This is a genomic window from Mucilaginibacter ginsenosidivorax (assembly GCF_007971525.1).
GTDB lineage: Bacteria > Bacteroidota > Bacteroidia > Sphingobacteriales > Sphingobacteriaceae > Mucilaginibacter > Mucilaginibacter ginsenosidivorax.
In genome coordinates this window covers 2603240-2620074 of record NZ_CP042437.1, presented here as the reverse complement: position 1 = coordinate 2620074, position 16835 = coordinate 2603240, and the positions used below count along the sequence as shown (strand labels likewise).

Annotated in this window: 17 protein-coding genes and 1 tRNA gene; 9 read left to right on the top strand and 9 right to left on the bottom strand. The window is 42.9% G+C overall.

What is annotated here, in order from left to right:
* Positions 1–4: 4 nt before the first annotated feature.
* From FSB76_RS10855 to FSB76_RS10845, 3 genes are all read right to left on the bottom strand, one after another.
* On the bottom strand, positions 5–1921 hold the full coding sequence (locus FSB76_RS10855; protein WP_147053595.1) for a family 2A encapsulin nanocompartment cargo protein cysteine desulfurase: 1917 nt from the start codon (positions 1919–1921) through the stop codon (positions 5–7).
* Positions 1905–2825: a family 2A encapsulin nanocompartment shell protein gene (locus FSB76_RS10850; RefSeq protein WP_147053594.1), complete on the bottom strand. Its 921-nt coding sequence runs from the start codon at positions 2823–2825 to the stop codon at positions 1905–1907. Before FSB76_RS10850 ends, FSB76_RS10855 begins: the two co-directional genes overlap by 17 nt.
* A 330-nt stretch (positions 2826–3155) precedes the next feature.
* Entirely contained in the window at positions 3156–4055 is a 900-nt protein-coding gene (locus tag FSB76_RS10845; protein ID WP_147053593.1) for a helix-turn-helix domain-containing protein, read from the bottom strand.
* Positions 4056–4224: 169 nt separating this feature from the next.
* Here FSB76_RS10845 and FSB76_RS10840 point away from each other — a divergent pair, with 169 nt between their 5' ends.
* Genes FSB76_RS10840 through FSB76_RS10820 form a run of 5 tightly spaced genes read left to right on the top strand, consistent with a single transcriptional unit; the run spans position 4225 to position 8997 of the window.
* Positions 4225–4968, top strand: coding sequence for an SDR family oxidoreductase (locus FSB76_RS10840; RefSeq protein ID WP_147053592.1), 744 nt, complete (start codon positions 4225–4227; stop codon positions 4966–4968).
* 19 nt (positions 4969–4987) lie between these two features.
* Positions 4988–5710, top strand: coding sequence for a carboxymuconolactone decarboxylase family protein (locus tag FSB76_RS10835; protein WP_317131371.1), 723 nt, complete (start codon positions 4988–4990; stop codon positions 5708–5710).
* A 39-nt stretch (positions 5711–5749) separates the two neighbouring features.
* Positions 5750–6220 carry a (2Fe-2S)-binding protein gene (locus FSB76_RS10830; protein ID WP_147053590.1) on the top strand — a complete coding sequence of 157 codons (471 nt, stop codon included), beginning with the start codon at positions 5750–5752 and terminating at the stop codon, positions 6218–6220.
* Positions 6217–6825: a hypothetical protein gene (locus FSB76_RS10825; RefSeq protein ID WP_147053589.1), complete on the top strand. Its 609-nt coding sequence runs from the start codon at positions 6217–6219 to the stop codon at positions 6823–6825. The genes FSB76_RS10830 and FSB76_RS10825 overlap by 4 nt, the downstream gene beginning before the upstream one ends.
* Positions 6826–6831: 6 nt before the next feature.
* Entirely contained in the window at positions 6832–8997 is a 2166-nt protein-coding gene (locus FSB76_RS10820; RefSeq protein WP_147053588.1) for a xanthine dehydrogenase family protein molybdopterin-binding subunit, read from the top strand.
* A gap of 104 nt (positions 8998–9101) precedes the next feature.
* Here the strand turns inward: FSB76_RS10820 and FSB76_RS10815 are convergent, their stop codons facing one another.
* The 5 genes from FSB76_RS10815 to FSB76_RS10795 form a co-directional block, all read right to left on the bottom strand.
* Entirely contained in the window at positions 9102–10010 is a 909-nt protein-coding gene (locus FSB76_RS10815) for a helix-turn-helix domain-containing protein (RefSeq protein WP_147053587.1), read from the bottom strand.
* A gap of 34 nt (positions 10011–10044) precedes the next feature.
* Positions 10045–10542 (bottom strand): hypothetical protein, encoded by a 498-nt coding sequence (locus FSB76_RS10810; protein ID WP_147053586.1) that lies wholly within the window; start codon positions 10540–10542, stop codon positions 10045–10047.
* A 28-nt stretch (positions 10543–10570) separates the two neighbouring features.
* Positions 10571–11011 (bottom strand): DUF2147 domain-containing protein, encoded by a 441-nt coding sequence (locus FSB76_RS10805; protein WP_147053585.1) that lies wholly within the window; start codon positions 11009–11011, stop codon positions 10571–10573.
* A 43-nt stretch (positions 11012–11054) separates the two neighbouring features.
* Positions 11055–11870, bottom strand: coding sequence for an oxidoreductase (locus tag FSB76_RS10800; RefSeq protein ID WP_147053584.1), 816 nt, complete (start codon positions 11868–11870; stop codon positions 11055–11057).
* Positions 11871–12094: 224 nt separating this feature from the next.
* Positions 12095–12185, bottom strand: a tRNA-Ser gene (locus FSB76_RS10795).
* Between the two features lie 265 nt (positions 12186–12450).
* Between FSB76_RS10795 and FSB76_RS10790 the strand changes: the two genes are divergently transcribed.
* The 4 genes from FSB76_RS10790 (at position 12451) to FSB76_RS10775 (ending at position 15860) form a co-directional block, all read left to right on the top strand.
* Positions 12451–13422: a polyprenyl synthetase family protein gene (locus tag FSB76_RS10790; protein ID WP_147053583.1), complete on the top strand. Its 972-nt coding sequence runs from the start codon at positions 12451–12453 to the stop codon at positions 13420–13422.
* Between the two features lie 71 nt (positions 13423–13493).
* Complete coding sequence (locus FSB76_RS10785) at positions 13494–13973, top strand: group II truncated hemoglobin (RefSeq protein WP_147053582.1); 480 nt, start codon at positions 13494–13496, stop codon at positions 13971–13973.
* A gap of 221 nt (positions 13974–14194) precedes the next feature.
* Complete coding sequence (locus tag FSB76_RS10780; protein WP_147053581.1) at positions 14195–14983, top strand: diadenylate cyclase; 789 nt, start codon at positions 14195–14197, stop codon at positions 14981–14983.
* A 43-nt stretch (positions 14984–15026) separates the two neighbouring features.
* On the top strand, positions 15027–15860 hold the full coding sequence (locus FSB76_RS10775; protein WP_147053580.1) for a sterol desaturase family protein: 834 nt from the start codon (positions 15027–15029) through the stop codon (positions 15858–15860).
* Between the two features lie 551 nt (positions 15861–16411).
* Here the strand turns inward: FSB76_RS10775 and FSB76_RS10770 are convergent.
* Positions 16412–16771: a hypothetical protein gene (locus FSB76_RS10770; protein ID WP_147053579.1), complete on the bottom strand. Its 360-nt coding sequence runs from the start codon at positions 16769–16771 to the stop codon at positions 16412–16414.
* Positions 16772–16835 lie beyond the last annotated feature (64 nt).

Here is a 16835-nt window from a genome sequence, read left to right as displayed (position 1 = left end):
TGGGTTATCTTTTAAGACTGTGAAGCGTATTTACCAGCAAATCAATTTCGGCACAGGTGTTATAAAAGGCCAGTGAGGGCCTAACCGTTGCTTCTACGCCAAACCGCCGCAATATGGGCTGCGCGCAATGATGACCGGAACGAACGGCTATACCCTGCTGGTTTAAAGCCGCGCCCACTTCTTCGGTTTTGTAGCCATCCAATACAAACGATAAAACACTGGCTTTATCGGGCGCGGTGCCTATCAGCCGTATTCCTTTTACATCTTTTAATAATTGGGTGGCATAAACCAACAAATAGTGCTCATACTGTGCTATCAGGGGCATACCCAAACGGGTAACATAATCAATTGCAGCACCAAGGCCCACGGCATCGGCAATATTACCGGTTCCGGCTTCAAAGCGGCCGGGGGCATCATGGTATTGGGTATACTCAAAAGTTACATTCTTAATCATATTGCCACCACCTTGCCATGGCTGGGTTTCGTTTAACAGATCTTCCTTCCCATAAAGCACCCCAATTCCGGTTGGTCCGAATACCTTATGTCCCGAAAATACAAACCAATCGGCATTTAAGGCCTGTACGTCAACCGGCATGTGCGATACCGACTGTGCGCCATCAACCAAAACTTTGGCGCCTGCCAAATGTGCCAGGTGCACAATTTGCGCGGCCGGTGTTACTGTACCCAAGGCGTTTGATACCTGTGTAAAAGAAACCAGTTTGGTTTTAGGCCCAAGAAGTTTTACATATTCATCAACGAGTATTTGCCCATCGTCATCAACAGGTATGATCCTGATTTTTAGCCCTTTTTTGGCCGCCAGTTGCTGCCACGGAACAATATTGGCATGGTGTTCCAGTTGGCTTACAATAATCTCATCACCGGCGTTCAGGTACTGTTCGCCCCAGCTTTTGGCTACAAGGTTAATGGCCTCCGTGGCTCCGCGAACAAATATGATTTCGTTGAGGGAGCGCGCATTTAAAAATTTCTGCACTTTTTTTCGTGCACCCTCATAAGCATCGGTAGCCCTTGCTGCCAGTTCATGTGCTGCGCGGTGAATATTTGAATTTTCGTGCTCGTAAAAATAGCTGATGCGATCAATTACCTGCCTGGGTTTTTGCGTTGTGGCGGCATTATCCAGCCATACCAATTGCTTACCGTTCACCTGCTCATGTAGTATCGGGAAATCGCGCCTTACAATGTTGACATCAAAAGGGGGGGCGATAATATGGCTCAGACCAACCTGCTTAACTTTTTCCGGTTCCGGTTTCACCGAGGGTAATCCATAATTACCTGATAAAAAATAGAATGGAACTTCAGCAGCGGCAGGTGCTCCGGTAAACGGCGAACCATTTGAAGGGCCTGAAGTACGGATTTCGCCCAATATTTTTTTCAGATCGATGTCAAAGGCCTGCTCCTGTTGGTACGGCAGTTGAAATAAGCTTTCAGGCGCTGGTGAAAGTTGCTCAACCTGGAAGTTTTGTTTTAACGGTACCTCAGGTATAAGGGCTGTTTTAACCAGGTAAGAGTCGTAACCAACCCCTGGTTGCGTAGGCAACTGTCCGCCAAACGCTGCGGACGCGCTGTTTTGTACAGGCGTTGACGGCGCGGGATGGGTATTCAAATTAGGATCGGCAAAACTGGTTTGTGGATCTTTAAGATTAACGGCATTATTTTGATTGATGGCAGATGGCGAAATGCCACCGCCCCCAATTGTACTTGAAGGAACAGATGCCGCAGGCTGTTGCGGCGAAGTAAATAGCCCTGTGTCAGTAACAGCACCCGGCAAAGGCAAAGCTTCGGGTGCTTGCTGAACGGGTAATTGGTTTACAACACCACCCGGTGCCGATTTAAAGAACTGATTGGCCAGTTGCTCTAACTCTTGCAGGTTGGGCAAGTTATCCGTATTAATATTTGTACTCATGGTAGTTACCTAAATCAACATCCTCTAAAACAGCTATAGCGTCATCAACCAAAACCGCCAATGAGCAATAAAGCGAAACCAGGTAAGAGGCTATGGCCTTGTTATTGATGCCCATGAACCGTACGGATAAACCCGGAGATTGCTCGCCCGGCAAACCAGGCTGAAACAAGCCCACCACACCCTGGCGGCTTTCGCCCGTGCGTAAAAGAATGATCTTTGATTTGTTATTAACGATAGGTAATTTATCCGATGGAATAAGCGGTATGCCCCTCCATGTAATAAATTGCGAACCAAATAAAGAAACAGTTGGTGGCGGTACGCCACGGCGGGTACACTCGCGACCGAAAGCGGCAATGGCCAAAGGGTGCAGCAGAAAGAAACCCGGCTCTTTCCAAACCTTGGTAATCAGTTCGTCCAGGTCGTCTGGCGTAGGTGGCCCCAACCTTGTTTTAATTTTTTGCGATGCGGCTACGCTGCTTAATAATCCGTATTCGGTATTGTTGATCAGTTCGCTTTCTTGTCGTTCTTTAACAATTTCGATAGTGAGCCGCAATTGTTCGCTTATCTGGTTATAAGGCTTGCTGTACAGGTCAGATACACGGGTGTGTACATCTAACACCGTATTTACAGCACTTAAATTATACTCACGAGGATTTTCCTCATAATCAACAAATGTTGAAGGTAATTCGCGCTCATCGCGGTTAGAGCAGTCTACTTCTACATTATTAGCATCTACAACCTTGTTTAAGCGGTATACGCCCGATTCAACCGGAATCCAGTTTAACAGGTGTGTAAGCCAACGGGGCGTAATGGTTGATAGTTGCGGTACGGTACGGGTTGCAACGGCTAACTGCCTGGCGGCTACATCACCAAGAGCGGTTTGTTTTGGTTTTTGATCTGGCATATTAGAATTAAGATATCGGGTATAAAAAAGTTGTTTTAATGCTATTTATCTACAGAAATAACTGTCAAGGCAATAATAGTATATTAAATCGATAGATTTAATAGCTTAATAAAAAATTATTTTAACAACTCAGAATTAAATAGCGTTATTTGGCTTATTTGTGCTTTGCGGGGAGAATAGGAATTTTAGAGATTGTAAGAGAAATTATTGATAACAAATGATTACTACCTGAAATAAACATCTGATGTTATCTAATTAACAACATGGCTATTTTAAATTCGATTGATTGATGAAGGAAGTATTTATGAATGGAGTAGATTTTATAAAGTTTTAATTATTCAAAATCCGAAATTCATTTGGTGTATATCCAAGGCGTTGTTTAAATAAACGGCTGAAATGCTGAGGATATTTAAAGCCCAGCTCGTAAGCAATTTCGTTGACTGTTTTATCACGATCTGAGATCTTTTCTTTGGCCAAATCCATCACTTTTAATTGAATAAATTCCAAGGCAGTTTTTCCGGTTTCCTTTTTCACCATATCACCAAAATAGTTTGCAGATAGGTTCAGTTTTCCGGCGCAATAAGCAACATTAGGAAGTCCAAGTTTCTGTGGATTCTCAGACCGGAAATAGTCATTTAGCAGGGTCTCAAACCTCTCAATAATGCCTTTGTGGGCTACCTCGCGGGTTAGAAACTGACGGTCATAAAAACGAATACAATAATCCAGGAATAGTTCAATGTTAGCAACAACAAGCTTCTTGCTGTGTTTATCTAAACCGCGTTTAAGTTCAAACTCAATTTTCGAAAAACAATCCATTACAATCTGTCGCTCCTCCTCGGACATATGTAGTGCTTCATGAACTTCGTAGGAGAAAAAAGTATAATCGCTTATATGGCGACCAAGATGAGTACCCGGTAGCATGTCGGGGTGAAACACTAAGGCAAGGCCTTGGGGTTGATAATATATTTCTTCATGATTTTCACCGATAGCCTGGCCGGGAGCCAGGAATATCAGCGTGCCTTCTTCATAATCGTAATTTTTCAGACCGTATCGGAGGTCGCCGCACCTTATTTGTTTCAGAAAAACCGTATAAAAATTATAGCACAATCTTCGGGCAGGCCTCGGATCTGCCTTTGAAAGATCAACAATACTTACCAGCGGATGTAAAGTAGCCTGGTTGTTAAAGTTGTTGTAATCCCTTATCGTATCAAACTTGAGTACATTTTCCATTTGACAATTTATTAGGTCAGCATATCAAATTTACCTGATCGGTAATGGATTACCTATTCATTTGCGTTTAATCGGTGAATTTGGTAGATATTCCTGTAAAATGTATACCAAATTACTAACATATCATCACCAATTTTGATGTTATATAAAAACAGTATTTATTCTACTTATGAAAAATATAAAAGGAAAGGTGGTGGTAATTACCGGCGCAAGCAGCGGGCTTGGCGAAGCCACTGCACGTATGCTTTCAGCAGAAGGCGCGGTTGTTATCCTTGGTGCACGACGTGCAGACCGGATCGTGTCGATAGCGAATGAACTTACCAAAAAAGGAGGCAAGGCATTGGCGGTGCCAACAAACGTAACGAACGCCGAACATGTGAAAAAACTGGTGGCCACGGCGGTAAGTGCTTATGGCCGTGTTGATGTGGTCATTAACAATGCCGGAGTTATGCCGCATTCGCCTTTGGAACGTTTGAAAATTGATGACTGGAACCAAACGATCGATGTGAATATTAAGGGCGTTTTATATGGTATTGCAGCGTTTTTGCCATACATGACTAATCAAAAAAGCGGCCATATCATCAATGTTTCCTCTGTTGCCGGGCATAAGGTGAACCCAGGCGGTGCAGTATATGCTGCAACCAAGCATGCAGTACTTGCCCTGTCTGAAGGCTTGCGGCAGGAGGTGAAACCTTATAACATCCGGACTACAGTTATTTCTCCAGGTGCTGTTGCAACAGAATTGCCGAATAGCGTCAGCGAACCTGACGTAGCCGAGGGGATCAAAAAGTTTTATGAACAGGCAGCGATCTCTGCGGATTCATTTGCGCGATGCGTGATCTTCGCCATGAGCCAGCCGGAAGATATGGATGTCAATGAGATTTTATTTCGGCCCACAAGTCAGGCCGGATAGTAAGTAAGTTATAATAATCATGAAGAATATTGCCAGGTTAACTTTTATACCAATTTTTACATTATTTATGACATTTACCGAAGTGGACGCCCAGGTATTAAACGGGAAGCAAAGAAGCATCGTGAACATTGCAGCGCTTACCGCCAAAGGCGATTTGCCGGCACTTAAACTTTCGTTGAATACGGGGCTCGATGCTGGCTTGAGTATTAATGAGATCAAAGAAATACTAATACAACTCGCGGCATACTGCGGCTTTCCGCGAAGTCTGAACGCGATAAATACTTTTAGTGCAGTTACTGCTGAAAGAAAAGCAAAAGGTATAAGCGATTTTTTAGGAACAGAACCGACACCGCCTGGCAATACGAGCAACAAGTATGAGATCGGAAAAAACAACCTGGAAAAGCTAACCGGGCGAGCTGAAAACGAAATTAAAACCGGATATGCAGCATTTGTCCCGGTGATTGATACATTTTTAAAAGAGCATCTTTTTGCAGACATTTTTAGCCGGGGTGTGTTAACGAACCAGGAAAGGGAGCTGACCACCATTTCGGCTCTTGCCAGCCTCGGTGGTGTTGAATCACAATTACAGGGGCATTTGTCAATCAGTATGCGTTTAGGTTTTACCGAAGCCGAACTTCGGCAAATGCTATTGATCATTGAAAACAGCATTGGTAAAAAGGAAGCGGATGCCGGGCGGGAAGTATTATCAAAAGTTGTTGCCTTGCGAAAGCAAACGAATTGATTGGTTTATCAGTTTTTAACTAAATTTTAATAAATGCTTATGGTCTCGTTAAATGTAAATCAAAAGGTTTACCAGGTAGATGCCGATCCCGACATGCCACTATTGTGGGCGATAAGAGATTTTATCGGTTTAACTGGAACAAAGTTCGGCTGCGGAGTGGCGCAATGCGGTGCTTGTACCGTACATCTGAACGGTGAAGCTGTGCGTTCGTGCGTTACTAAAGTAGGCAGGGCGGTTGGGCAACAGGTGGTTACTATTGAGGGGCTGTCGGTTAATAACAGCCACCCCTTACAACTTGCCTGGAACGAATTAAGTGTACCGCAATGTGGCTATTGCCAATCAGGTCAAATCATGTCTGCGGCAGTACTTTTACGGGAAAACCCCAAACCTACTGAGCAGGATATTGACGACGCCATGTCGGGTAATATATGCCGCTGCGGAACCTATCAGCGTATCCGCGCCGCCATTTATAAAGCAGCTGAACTACAACAAAAAGAAGCTAAATCATGAGAAAGCTGGTTGTTGTAAGCGCCTTTTTGTTTATGGTAAGTACAATCATTGTGTCTTTTCGCGCAGAAAAAAATCATATCAGGGGTTCTATACCTGTCCCGAAAGATAGTGTCGGATCTGTAAAAGCTTTTATGTCGGTTTATAAAGTATTAAAAAGTTCCCGTTGCATGAATTGCCACCCAGCAGGTGACGCTCCGCTACAGGGAGACGATAATCATATTCACGCGATGAACGTAAAAAGAGGTGTTGACGGGCATGGTATTTATTCGATGCGTTGCAGTAATTGCCATCAGGCCGAAAATGTACCCGGCCTGCACATGCCACCCGGAAACCCTAAATGGGGCTTGCCACCTGCTAACATGCGAATGGTTTTCCAGGGCCGTTCACCGCGCCAACTTGCGTTGCAACTGCTCGACCCTAAACAAAATGGTGGCAGGACTAAAGCGCAGTTAATAGACCACATGGCCAATGACAACCTGGTTGCATGGGGTTGGCATCCCGGCGATGGACGAACATTACCGCCAATGAGCAGACAGGCTTTTGTTGCACAAGTCAAAATATGGTTAGCTAAAGGTGCCTTTGCACCAAGTGCCAAGTTAAAGTAAATAATTATGGAAGCAATCGACCAAATATCAAGGCGTCATTTTATCAAAAGCGCGGGAACTGCAGGTATCGCCCTTTGGTTAGGATTATCAGCCAAAGGCAGTACGCGTAAAGCCGTAGATGCTGTTGCCGCCCAAAAATTCACCCCGTATATATTAATCGAATCCAATGGGAATATTACCCTTTTCAACATAAAACCTGAAATGGGACAAGGTACTTTTCAATCGATTCCCGCGCTCATTGCTGAGGAGTTTGAAGTATCGCTTGACCAAGTTATCATAAAGAATACCGGGGGCGAGAAGGAATTCGGAAATGGCCAGCGTGCCGGGGGGAGCACTTCGGTACGGGGCAGCTACGATGAGATGCGGAAAGTAGGTGCTGCTGCAAAAGCTGTTTTCATAACTGCTGCAAGTACAAAATGGCAGGTAAATGAAGCGGATTGCTATGCCGAAAATGGAAAAATCATCCATCGGCCCTCGCAAAAATCTGCTTCATATGGCGAGTTACTGGAGGAAGCCTCCCAAATAGAGCTGCCAAAGAACCCGAAGTTAAAAGACCCGAAAGATTTCAAAATTATAGGTATTCAGTACAAGAGGCCTGATGTGCCTATGAAAACCAATGGTACTGCAATCTTTGGGATTGATGTGCAATTGCCGGAAATGGTTTATGCAACTGTGGAAAGGTGTCCGGTTATTGGTGGAACACTAAAAAGCTTTGACGCCGGCGAAGCGCTGAAAATGCCGGGTGTGATTAAGGTGGATAAAGTGGAGCGGATTGTAGGCATTTATAGCTTTATGGGCGTAGCAATCATAGCAAACTCCTATTGGAACGCCACTCAAGCCCGCAAAAAGCTGAAAATAGAATGGGATACTAAAGGATATGAAACCTATAACTCCACAGAATATGATCAGTTTTTATGGAAACATGCGGATGACGAAGGGTTGATCGACAAAAATGTAGGTGCGATAGATACTATAAAAACCACGCCTGACAACACTGTGGATGCAAATTACGAAACCCCTGTGATTGCACATCACACGCTTGAACCTATGGTATGTGTGGCACAAGTTAAAGGCGACAAGGTAGAAATATGGTCATCTACTCAGGTTCCTAATTTGATGACCGCCGCGGATGGCAATAGCATTCCGGCCCTGACGGGCTTTAAGCCTGAAAATGTAACCTATCATAATATGTTTATCGGCGGTGGTTTCGGGCGACGTTTATACTACGATTATATTGTAGAGGCAGTTAATGTTGCCAGGTTGACCGACAAACCGGTTAAAGTACTTTGGTCGCGTGAAGATGCTACCAAAAAAGGGCCATGGCGAATGATGACGTTTTCCAAAATGAGCGGAACGCTTGATAAGGATGGAAAATTATTAGCCTTCAGGCACAAAGTGATCGGGCCTAATTTTCATCAGTCGCTATTCAAAACCTTTAACACCAACCGGCTTGACGGAAGTATGGTTGAAGGAATAGGTTCCCAGGATTACCAGATACCAAACTTGAAAACGTCGTATGTCAACACGGAGTCGCATATCCCGGGGGCTGCATTTCGGTCGGTAGTTAGTTCTACAATTTGTTTTCCACATGAATCTTTTATTGATGAAATGGCTCACAAAGCAAAAAAAGACCCAATGGAGTTTCGATTAAGTATGTGTGCACAAACTTCAGACACCTGGAAGTTACTTCAGAAATTGAAAGAATTGTCAAATTGGAACCACCCGCTGCCAAAGCGCAAAGGTCGTGGAGTTGCGCAATGGAAATTTTTTGGTTGTCAACTTGGTTACGTGGTTGAAGTTACCCATGATCCTGTAACTAAATTGATTAAGATTGACAGGGTTACTGCGGTTATAGATCTTGGCGTAGTTGTTAATCCCGACAATGTTAAGAATCAGATTGAGGGCGCGGTTATTATGGCACTTTCCGCAGCCACCAAGCCGGGAATCACCTTCAAGAACGGCATTGTAGAACAAAACAATTTTTACGATAACCCAGTACCCCGTATAAGTGAGGCCCCGCCAGTGGAAGTGCATATTCTTGCGGATGGCGGCAGAATGAAAGGCGTAGGGGAGCCGGGAATACCTCCTTTCGCACCTGCATTGGCAAATGCCATTTTTGCAGCTACAGGAACGCGTTACCGGAAAATGCCATTTGATTTAAGGACGGTATAAATAAGTGATTAAACTTTAAGTCGAAACTTTATTGGTTAGAGCTCAATAAGGTTCAAGCTGGTATTTATCCGGTCTCAATTAATCAACGGGTTTATTACATATAATCAATTCAAAGAACGATATTCATTCGGTGTTTGTCCGACCCGCTGCTTAAACAGCCGGGAGAAATATTGCGGATATTCAAAACCAAGTGAAAAAGCCAATTCACTAATAGATTTGTTGGAACTCAATAAAAGATTTTTTGCTTCTTCAATCAAATAATAATGAATGCGGTCCTGTGCATTCATCCCTGTTTCTCTTTTAAGTAAATCGCTGAGATAGTTAGAAGATAAGTGCATTTTATCCGCCAGATATTTTACTGTTGGCAAACCTTTCTCGTTAAGTAAAGGTGATTGTATATATTCAAGTAACTCCTTCTCGACCTTTGACAGCAGATCTTTATTGGCATGCTTTCTGGTAATAAATTGACGGTCGTAATATCGTGTACAATAGTTAAGCAATAACTCGATATTGGAAACAATTAGCGTCTGGCTATGCTTGTCTATATTTTCAAATAATTCAACATCTATATTTTCTACGATATCATACAACACTGTCTTTTCTTTTTCTGAAAGATGAAGCGCTTCATTGGCTTCATAAGAGAAAAAGGAATAATCCTTTATTGATCTGCTTAATGATGTGCCCCTGATCAAATCCGGGTGAAAGAATAATCCCCATCCTGAAACGTCCACTTTTTTTTGTAGGGGTTCGTCCAATGCTATGACCTGCCTTGGTGCCATACAAATTAAGCTGCCCTCCTGGAAGTCATAGGATTGCTGTCCGTATTTCATTTGATTGATGCAAAAATTCTTAAACATAATAGAATAAAATCCTAAAGTCAATTTCAATCCTGAGTAGAATTGCTCTTGATATTTGGAGAAGTCCACAACAGCAACTAACGGATGCTTTACCTTGGAGTTGGGAAGCATTTTGTGCATTTCCGAAATGGTTTCTATATGTACAACGTTGTTCATTTACTTAAATTTAGAAAATAGTTCTTATTGCCTGCTATTTCAATGCTTCTAAAATTGCTTTGTAATAAATTTCAGCCCTTTCCTGAGAAAAATAGTCAACGACCAAACCGGCAATAGCAAATAATGTGAGGCCGATACCCCAGCCTTGCAGTGACGAACTTTTTGAGAACCAAAATATGAGCAGGGTAAGTAAAAAACACACCGCGGCTACCACTTTTGAAATGGTGTACATATATTGAAAATCTTCCACTCGCTTTTTTTCAGTTTGGATGAACTCCGATTTGTTCTGAGTAAAGGATTGCCGAAAAACCGGCAACCTATTTTGATTTGAAACATACATTGAGCCGCCTAATGCAGCATACACAAAGCCTGCGATAATTAACGGGATAATAAGTGCTTTTGCATTTGGGGTGGTTCCGAATTTCCAGAAAAGCCATCCGGAAAGAATCGTTGTGGCACCAAAGGCGAAAATTAATATACCTTCTAAAATTTCACCTTTAATCCATGCCGATGTACTGTTAAAGAAATTCATTTTAAAAAGATTAACTGTTTAAATTTAATTATTGATTATACGGATGAAATGTGGCGGTTTGGCCAAGCATTGAAAAGCCCATATACCCGCGCAGATTTAGCTTACCATCTTTAACCCATACCTTGCATTTGTAGGTGTCTCCAGTGGGAGGATTATAGATCTTACCGCCTGTAAATTCTTCACCATTCCATTTTAAGCCGTTTACACTGATAATCCCGATGATGTTTCTTGAACGTAATTTTTCATCCGGGTTTTTTTCATCCCTTTTTGATGTTTTGCCATCACTTTCAACTATTTTATTGCCCCATAGCAATTTGGCCTGGTATTCATTAGCTGATTTAAAGAACTCTAACCGGACATCTTTCTTGTCCGATTCCCATTTGCCTACGATGGCACTTTCTACGGTTTGTGCCTTAACAACCGATGTAAAGGAAATGATCAACGCAACAGCGATATTGAAAATTTTCATATTGTTTTACTTTAATGATTAATATAAATGATTGATGATTGAATTACATTTGACTCATAACGATCTTGTCGAATAACCTGTCGCCCAGATAAGTTCTCATCCAAACCATAGGCTTGGCGAATTTTCCAACCCTGTAGCGTGTTTTAGGGTTGTTGCTTCTTACGATTTTGCTCACGGCATCGGCAATAACAGAAGGTTTTGAAGAGCCATTTCCTTCCGCAGCTTTTTTTGTGCCCTCAATGATGGTAGTCATCATCTTCGAATAAGCACTTTGTTTGGAAATTTTTGAAAAGTTGTCGATCAGCACAGAACCAAATTCTGTCGCTATAAATCCTGGCTCCAACACAACCACTTTAATATTGAATTGCTTTAGTTCCAATCGCAAGCAATCGCTCATGCCTTCAACGGCATGTTTGCTGGCATGATACCATGCACCCATTGGGAAGTACATTTTACCACCCATTGAAGAAGTGTTGATGATTAAACCCGATTTGGCCTTGCGCATAAAAGGAACAACCTTTTGCGTCATGGCAGCCATACCAAATACGTTGACCTCCATTTCTTTCCTGGCTTCAGCTAAGGGAACGTCTTCCACTGCACCGTACAGGCCATAACCCGCGTTATTCCATAGTACGTCAATCTTACCTTCTTTTTTAAGAATCGTATCAACAACATTTTGAATATCCTCTTCATTGGTTACATCCATTTGCAACGGATGACCACCCAATGACTTCAGATCCTGCATCTGGTCAATTCTTCTTGCAACTGTATAGACAGTATGACCTTCCCGGATGAGCTTCTTCGCAGTTTCTTTACCCATCCCTGAACTTGCACCTGTAATTAAGATTATCTTTTTCATTTTTGTGCTATTTCAAATTAATAGCACAAATGTCTGGCGAATGAAAGGGCTCGTGTTAATACAAATACTGGGTAGTTGTATACTAATTCTCTTTTGTGGATATAATTAAAGTACAGAAACCGTTAGTTGGTTTAGAGGAGTGCAGAAAAGCAAAAAAACCTTGCCACATCATTGTAGCAAGGTTTTTAATTTTTACAATAAAATTGGGTACTACCGAACTTTTTTGGCGGAGAGGGAGGGATTCGAACCCTCGATACCCTTTTGAAGTATACACACTTTCCAGGCGTGCTCTTTCGACCACTCAGACACCTCTCCGTATTTGCTAAATGGATTGCAAAGGTAAAATATTATTGCATTTGCCGCTAATAAAAAAGCGGGCACCTTTTTTAAGGTAACCCGCACACACAAAACTTTAACTCAACTTATAAATATGGCAATCATTGGTATTGACTGTTTGCCGATCAGATAGTTTAATTTGGGTAAAAAATATTCTGCATCAATGCAGATAAATAATTTTAGCTTATGTTTGCCTCATATTGCCACATGGCAGTTTTACACCATAAAAGCTTGTTTAGTTTAAATGCTGAGCATCAACGACATTAAGAAACCTATCGCTGCCGATATTGATGCGTTCGAAGAGAAGTTTAAGTCTTCTATGCATAGCTCGGTGCCGTTACTGGATCGTATTACCCATTATATTGTTAAACGTAAGGGCAAGCAAATAAGGCCAATGTTTGTTTTTTTTGCTGCCAAAATTTGCGGCGGCATCAACGAATCTACCCACAGGGGAGCGGCTTTGGTCGAGTTGCTGCACACTGCGTCGCTGGTGCATGATGATGTGGTTGATAACTCCTACCAGCGCCGTGGTTTCTTCTCCATTAACGCTTTATGGAAAAACAAAATTGCCGTTTTGGTTGGCGATTACCTGCTATCCAAAGGGTTGTTGCTTTCTATCGAAAATAATGATTTTCAATTGCTGCGCATTGTTTCAGAGGCTGTTAGGCAAATGAGCGAAGGCGAGCTGATGCAGATAGAAAAAGTACGCCGCATGGATATTGGCGAACCTGTTTATTACGAGGTTATTCGCCAGAAAACCGCTTCGCTTATTGCTTCCTGCTGTGCCTGCGGGGCCTCATCGGCCGGGGCAAGCGATGAGGTGGTTGAAAAAATGCGTCTTTTTGGCGAAAAAATAGGCATCGCCTTCCAGATTAAGGATGATATGTTTGATTTTGGTACCGACGATGTGGGCAAGCCACTGGGCATCGATATCAAAGAAAAAAAAGTTACGCTGCCGCTCATTTATTCGCTGGCTAATACCACGGCGGTTGAAAAGAAAAGGATTATTAACCTGGTTAAAAACCATAACGATGACCCGGCCAAAATTGCCCAGATCATCAAATTTGTGAACGAAACAGGCGGTTTACAATATGCCGAAACCCAGATGAAAAAATACCAGGACGAGGCTTTTGAAATTCTAAACACCTTCCCGCCGAGTGATTCGCATAGTGCGCTGGAGCAGCTGGTACGTTTTACTACCGAGCGGAACAAGTAAAGATTCCCGATTTAATTCTACATTTTAGGTTGCTCTCTGCTATCTTTATTCTGCGTTAATGGCATAATGATATGGAAACTAATAAAATCCCTTCGCTTTTTGAGTGGGCCGGTGGTATGCAGGCCTTTGAAACTTTGTTTGATAAGTTTTACGATAAGGTTTTGGCCGACGAACTGCTGGAGCCGGTATTTAAACACATGTCGGCACAGCACCGCCAGCATGTTGCCCATTTTGTTGCCGAGGTTTTGGGCGGGCCTAAAACTTACAGCGAGGAGGAGGGAAGTCATTTTATGATGATAAGCAAGCACCTGCAAAAATACCTGACCGAGGCCCACCGCAAACGCTGGATGGAACTGCTGCTGCAAACTGCCGACGAATTACAACTGCCCGACGATCCCGAATTCCGGTCGGCATTTTTGGCTTACCTGGAGTGGGGCACACGCATTGCGGTTATTAACTCAAAACAAAGCGAAACGACCGAGGCTACCGATGCACCAATGCCGGCCTGGGGCTGGGGTGTGCCAGGTGGGCCGTATATGCCGGGGGATTAGATTAAAGTTTTTAGTTGGGAGCCTTAAGGTCTAAGTCAAAAAAACAACTTTAATTGTGACTTTATGCGGTATGAATTGCTAAGTTGAATAAATAACCTCTTTTTGCCCCCCCCCCTCCCGCAATTGATGGTAATACAGGAATGCAGCCCCCAAATCTTACTACTTGATACTAACTACTTACTACTCATTTTCTAACTTGCCGAAACTTGTTAACTTCGTAAATGCATTCCTTTTTAAGCAGCCTTAAAATTACGCCTTTTGCCATACTGGATATCCTGTTGCTGGCAACCATTATATACCAGCTTTACAACCTGTTGCGTGGTACTATAGCCGCTAATATTTTTATAGGGCTTGCATTTATATACCTGCTGTATTTTATTGTGCCCGAAACCAAAATGCCGCTGTTGGCGGGCATCCTGAAAAAGGTGGTTGATGTGGGGATTATCGTGGTGATCATTGTGTTTCAGCAGGAAATCCGGAAGTTTTTGCTGCTGGTAGGCAAAAACGCATCCTTGCAGCGCAACAAGGCATGGTGGCAGTATTTTTTTGGTAAAAAAGAGGTGGAGAAAAACAACTACGCCCGCATTAAACCTATTATTGATGCCTGTAAAAGCCTCAAGCAAACTAAAACCGGCGCCCTTATTGTGTTTGCCAAATATTACGACGAGCAGTTTTACCAGAATAGTTGCGAGGTAATGGAAGCCCGGATATCTAAACGATTGCTGGAAAGTATTTTTCAAAAAACAAGCCCCCTGCATGACGGGGCCGTGGTTATTGCCGAAAACAAGATTAAATCGGCCAGCTGTATTTTACCGCTTACCGAGAAGACCGACCTGCCTGCGCAGTTTGGCCTGCGCCACCGTGCCGGCATTGGTGTAACCGAAGCCAACGAAGCAACAGCCATCATTATATCCGAAGAAACCGGCGAATTATCCTACGCCAAACAAGGCCGCGTAAAAATGAACATCAGCTTTGCCGAGCTGGAAAAACTGCTGAATAAGGATTTTTAGTTTTAACTATATAAACTTATCATTGTTAAACGTTTAATAAACAATGTTTAAAGGTTTCCGCATAGATGATTTGATCACCATATCCAACGTTTTACTTCGGCTGGCTGTGCGTTACCTGTTGTTTGCCGGCTCATTTTACCTGGTGTTTTATGTGTGGAAGAATAAAGCCATCTGGCGCGCCAAAATACAGCAGCGCTATCCCGAAAATAAGCACGTGATTCGCGAGGTGGTGAACTCCTTTGTTACCATCATTATTTTTGGCCTGGTTATCATGAGCGTTATTTTCGCAAGTAAAGCCGGGTTAACCCGTATTTATCCCAATATAAGCGATAAGGGATGGGGCTATTACATTTTTAGTATTGTGCTGATGATACTGATGCATGATACCTACTTTTATTGGACACACCGCGCCATGCACTGGAAGCCTTTATTTAAGGCGGTGCATAAAACACATCACCTATCTACCAACCCAACCCCATTTGCAGCATACGCTTTTCACCCGCTGGAGGCGGTTATTGAAGTTGGCATTGTGCCCCTGATAGCTTTTACCATCCCGTACCATGGTACAGCTTTAACGGTGTTCTCGTTATATTCCTTATTGCTTAATGTAACCGGCCACCTGGGTTTCGAGCTTTTTCCTAAGGGCTTTGCCAGTAATAAGGTGTTTAAATGGCACAATACCTCAACACATCATAATATGCATCATCGGCTGGTTAAATGCAACTACGGCCTGTATTTTAATATATGGGACAGGCTGATGGGTACCAACCATCCCGACTACGAAAAAAGTTTTGATGAAGTGGTAGAAAAGCGCGGAGCATCTGTTGTGGCCGAAGCTAATAACGGCGTGTTGGTAGCTGAAGAGCAGGTGAGGTAGTTTTATACTTGGAAAACCGCGCATACTTTACTTTCAAGGCGCGAAGGCCTGGCATCCTGAGTTGTAAAATCCTCGACTTCTGAAGGGGGGAAATGACATATAAAAGACTGTCATCCTGAGGTACGAAGGATCTATTCGCGAACTTTTCTATCGGTTATGCACAATTGATAGATCCTTCGTACCTCAGGATGACAGGTTATACTTTCGAGGTGCGCAGGCCTGTCACCCTGAGTAACCTTTATTTGCGCACAAATGATCGCATTGCAAATGACACTTTTTTTTCAATTGATAATCAAATAGTTACAAATGTGTCAATGGCAGCCTGTCGAAGGGTCGCGCGCGGAGAGGCCTTTGCCCGCTATGATTCGACAGGCTCACCATGAGAGCCCCTTTAACGATGTCATTCTGCCTTCAGAATTTCGCGAAATTTTACCACTCAGGATGACAGGAAAATTGGACAACCCCAGATAGCATTAATCCCCGAAATTTCGTGAAATTTTGCAACCCACATAACACTGTTTTTACCTTGTAAAGCCCTTCCGCCATAAATATTACGGTGTTGAATTTGCCAGGCTGTCCAATTTAGGCGATCCATATCCTTTTATCAGCATTGTATAATGCATACCCGGCTCGTCGGTTTTTACTATGGGCATCCGGTCGGTACCGGATACTTTAACAACCGGCATTAAATAGCGCATAGGCTGGGCATCCGGCACCCGCTGTACGTTGCCTGATAGTAAATCTTTTAACTGCGGTGTTACTGGTTGGGTTGCAAAAAAAGTGGTTGCTGTTTTGGGCTTTAAAGTGGGGCTCCAGGTAATTTTATTATTGAAAAAAGGGTTAAGTGATATCTGCGCTTTTAACTGACTTATACATGTGGCCAAAATGATAATTAACAGTGTTTTTTTCATAGCTGTAATAGGTTTACACTAAGATAAATACAAATGACCATTATAAATGTTAAAAAAAGTTATT

Excerpts from the sequence above, each read along its gene's own strand:
- FSB76_RS10810 (WP_147053586.1), bottom strand. The coding sequence starts at position 10,542 with ATGAATTTCTTTAACAGTACATCGGCATGGATTAAAGGTGAAATTTTA.
- FSB76_RS10830 (WP_147053590.1), top strand. The coding sequence starts at position 5,750 with ATGGTCTCGTTAAATGTAAATCAAAAGGTTTACCAGGTAGATGCCGAT.
- FSB76_RS10820 (WP_147053588.1), top strand. The coding sequence starts at position 6,832 with ATGGAAGCAATCGACCAAATATCAAGGCGTCATTTTATCAAAAGCGCG.
- FSB76_RS10770 (WP_147053579.1), bottom strand. The coding sequence starts at position 16,771 with ATGAAAAAAACACTGTTAATTATCATTTTGGCCACATGTATAAGTCAG.
- FSB76_RS10815 (WP_147053587.1), bottom strand. The coding sequence starts at position 10,010 with ATGAACAACGTTGTACATATAGAAACCATTTCGGAAATGCACAAAATG.
- FSB76_RS10800 (WP_147053584.1), bottom strand. The coding sequence starts at position 11,870 with ATGAAAAAGATAATCTTAATTACAGGTGCAAGTTCAGGGATGGGTAAA.
- FSB76_RS10780 (WP_147053581.1), top strand. The coding sequence starts at position 14,195 with ATGCATTCCTTTTTAAGCAGCCTTAAAATTACGCCTTTTGCCATACTG.
- FSB76_RS10845 (WP_147053593.1), bottom strand. The coding sequence starts at position 4,055 with ATGGAAAATGTACTCAAGTTTGATACGATAAGGGATTACAACAACTTT.
- FSB76_RS10840 (WP_147053592.1), top strand. The coding sequence starts at position 4,225 with ATGAAAAATATAAAAGGAAAGGTGGTGGTAATTACCGGCGCAAGCAGC.
- FSB76_RS10835 (WP_317131371.1), top strand. The coding sequence starts at position 4,988 with ATGAAGAATATTGCCAGGTTAACTTTTATACCAATTTTTACATTATTT.
- FSB76_RS10790 (WP_147053583.1), top strand. The coding sequence starts at position 12,451 with ATGCTGAGCATCAACGACATTAAGAAACCTATCGCTGCCGATATTGAT.
- FSB76_RS10825 (WP_147053589.1), top strand. The coding sequence starts at position 6,217 with ATGAGAAAGCTGGTTGTTGTAAGCGCCTTTTTGTTTATGGTAAGTACA.
- FSB76_RS10785 (WP_147053582.1), top strand. The coding sequence starts at position 13,494 with ATGGAAACTAATAAAATCCCTTCGCTTTTTGAGTGGGCCGGTGGTATG.
- FSB76_RS10805 (WP_147053585.1), bottom strand. The coding sequence starts at position 11,011 with ATGAAAATTTTCAATATCGCTGTTGCGTTGATCATTTCCTTTACATCG.
- FSB76_RS10775 (WP_147053580.1), top strand. The coding sequence starts at position 15,027 with ATGTTTAAAGGTTTCCGCATAGATGATTTGATCACCATATCCAACGTT.
- FSB76_RS10850 (WP_147053594.1), bottom strand. The coding sequence starts at position 2,825 with ATGCCAGATCAAAAACCAAAACAAACCGCTCTTGGTGATGTAGCCGCC.
- FSB76_RS10855 (WP_147053595.1), bottom strand. The coding sequence starts at position 1,921 with ATGAGTACAAATATTAATACGGATAACTTGCCCAACCTGCAAGAGTTA.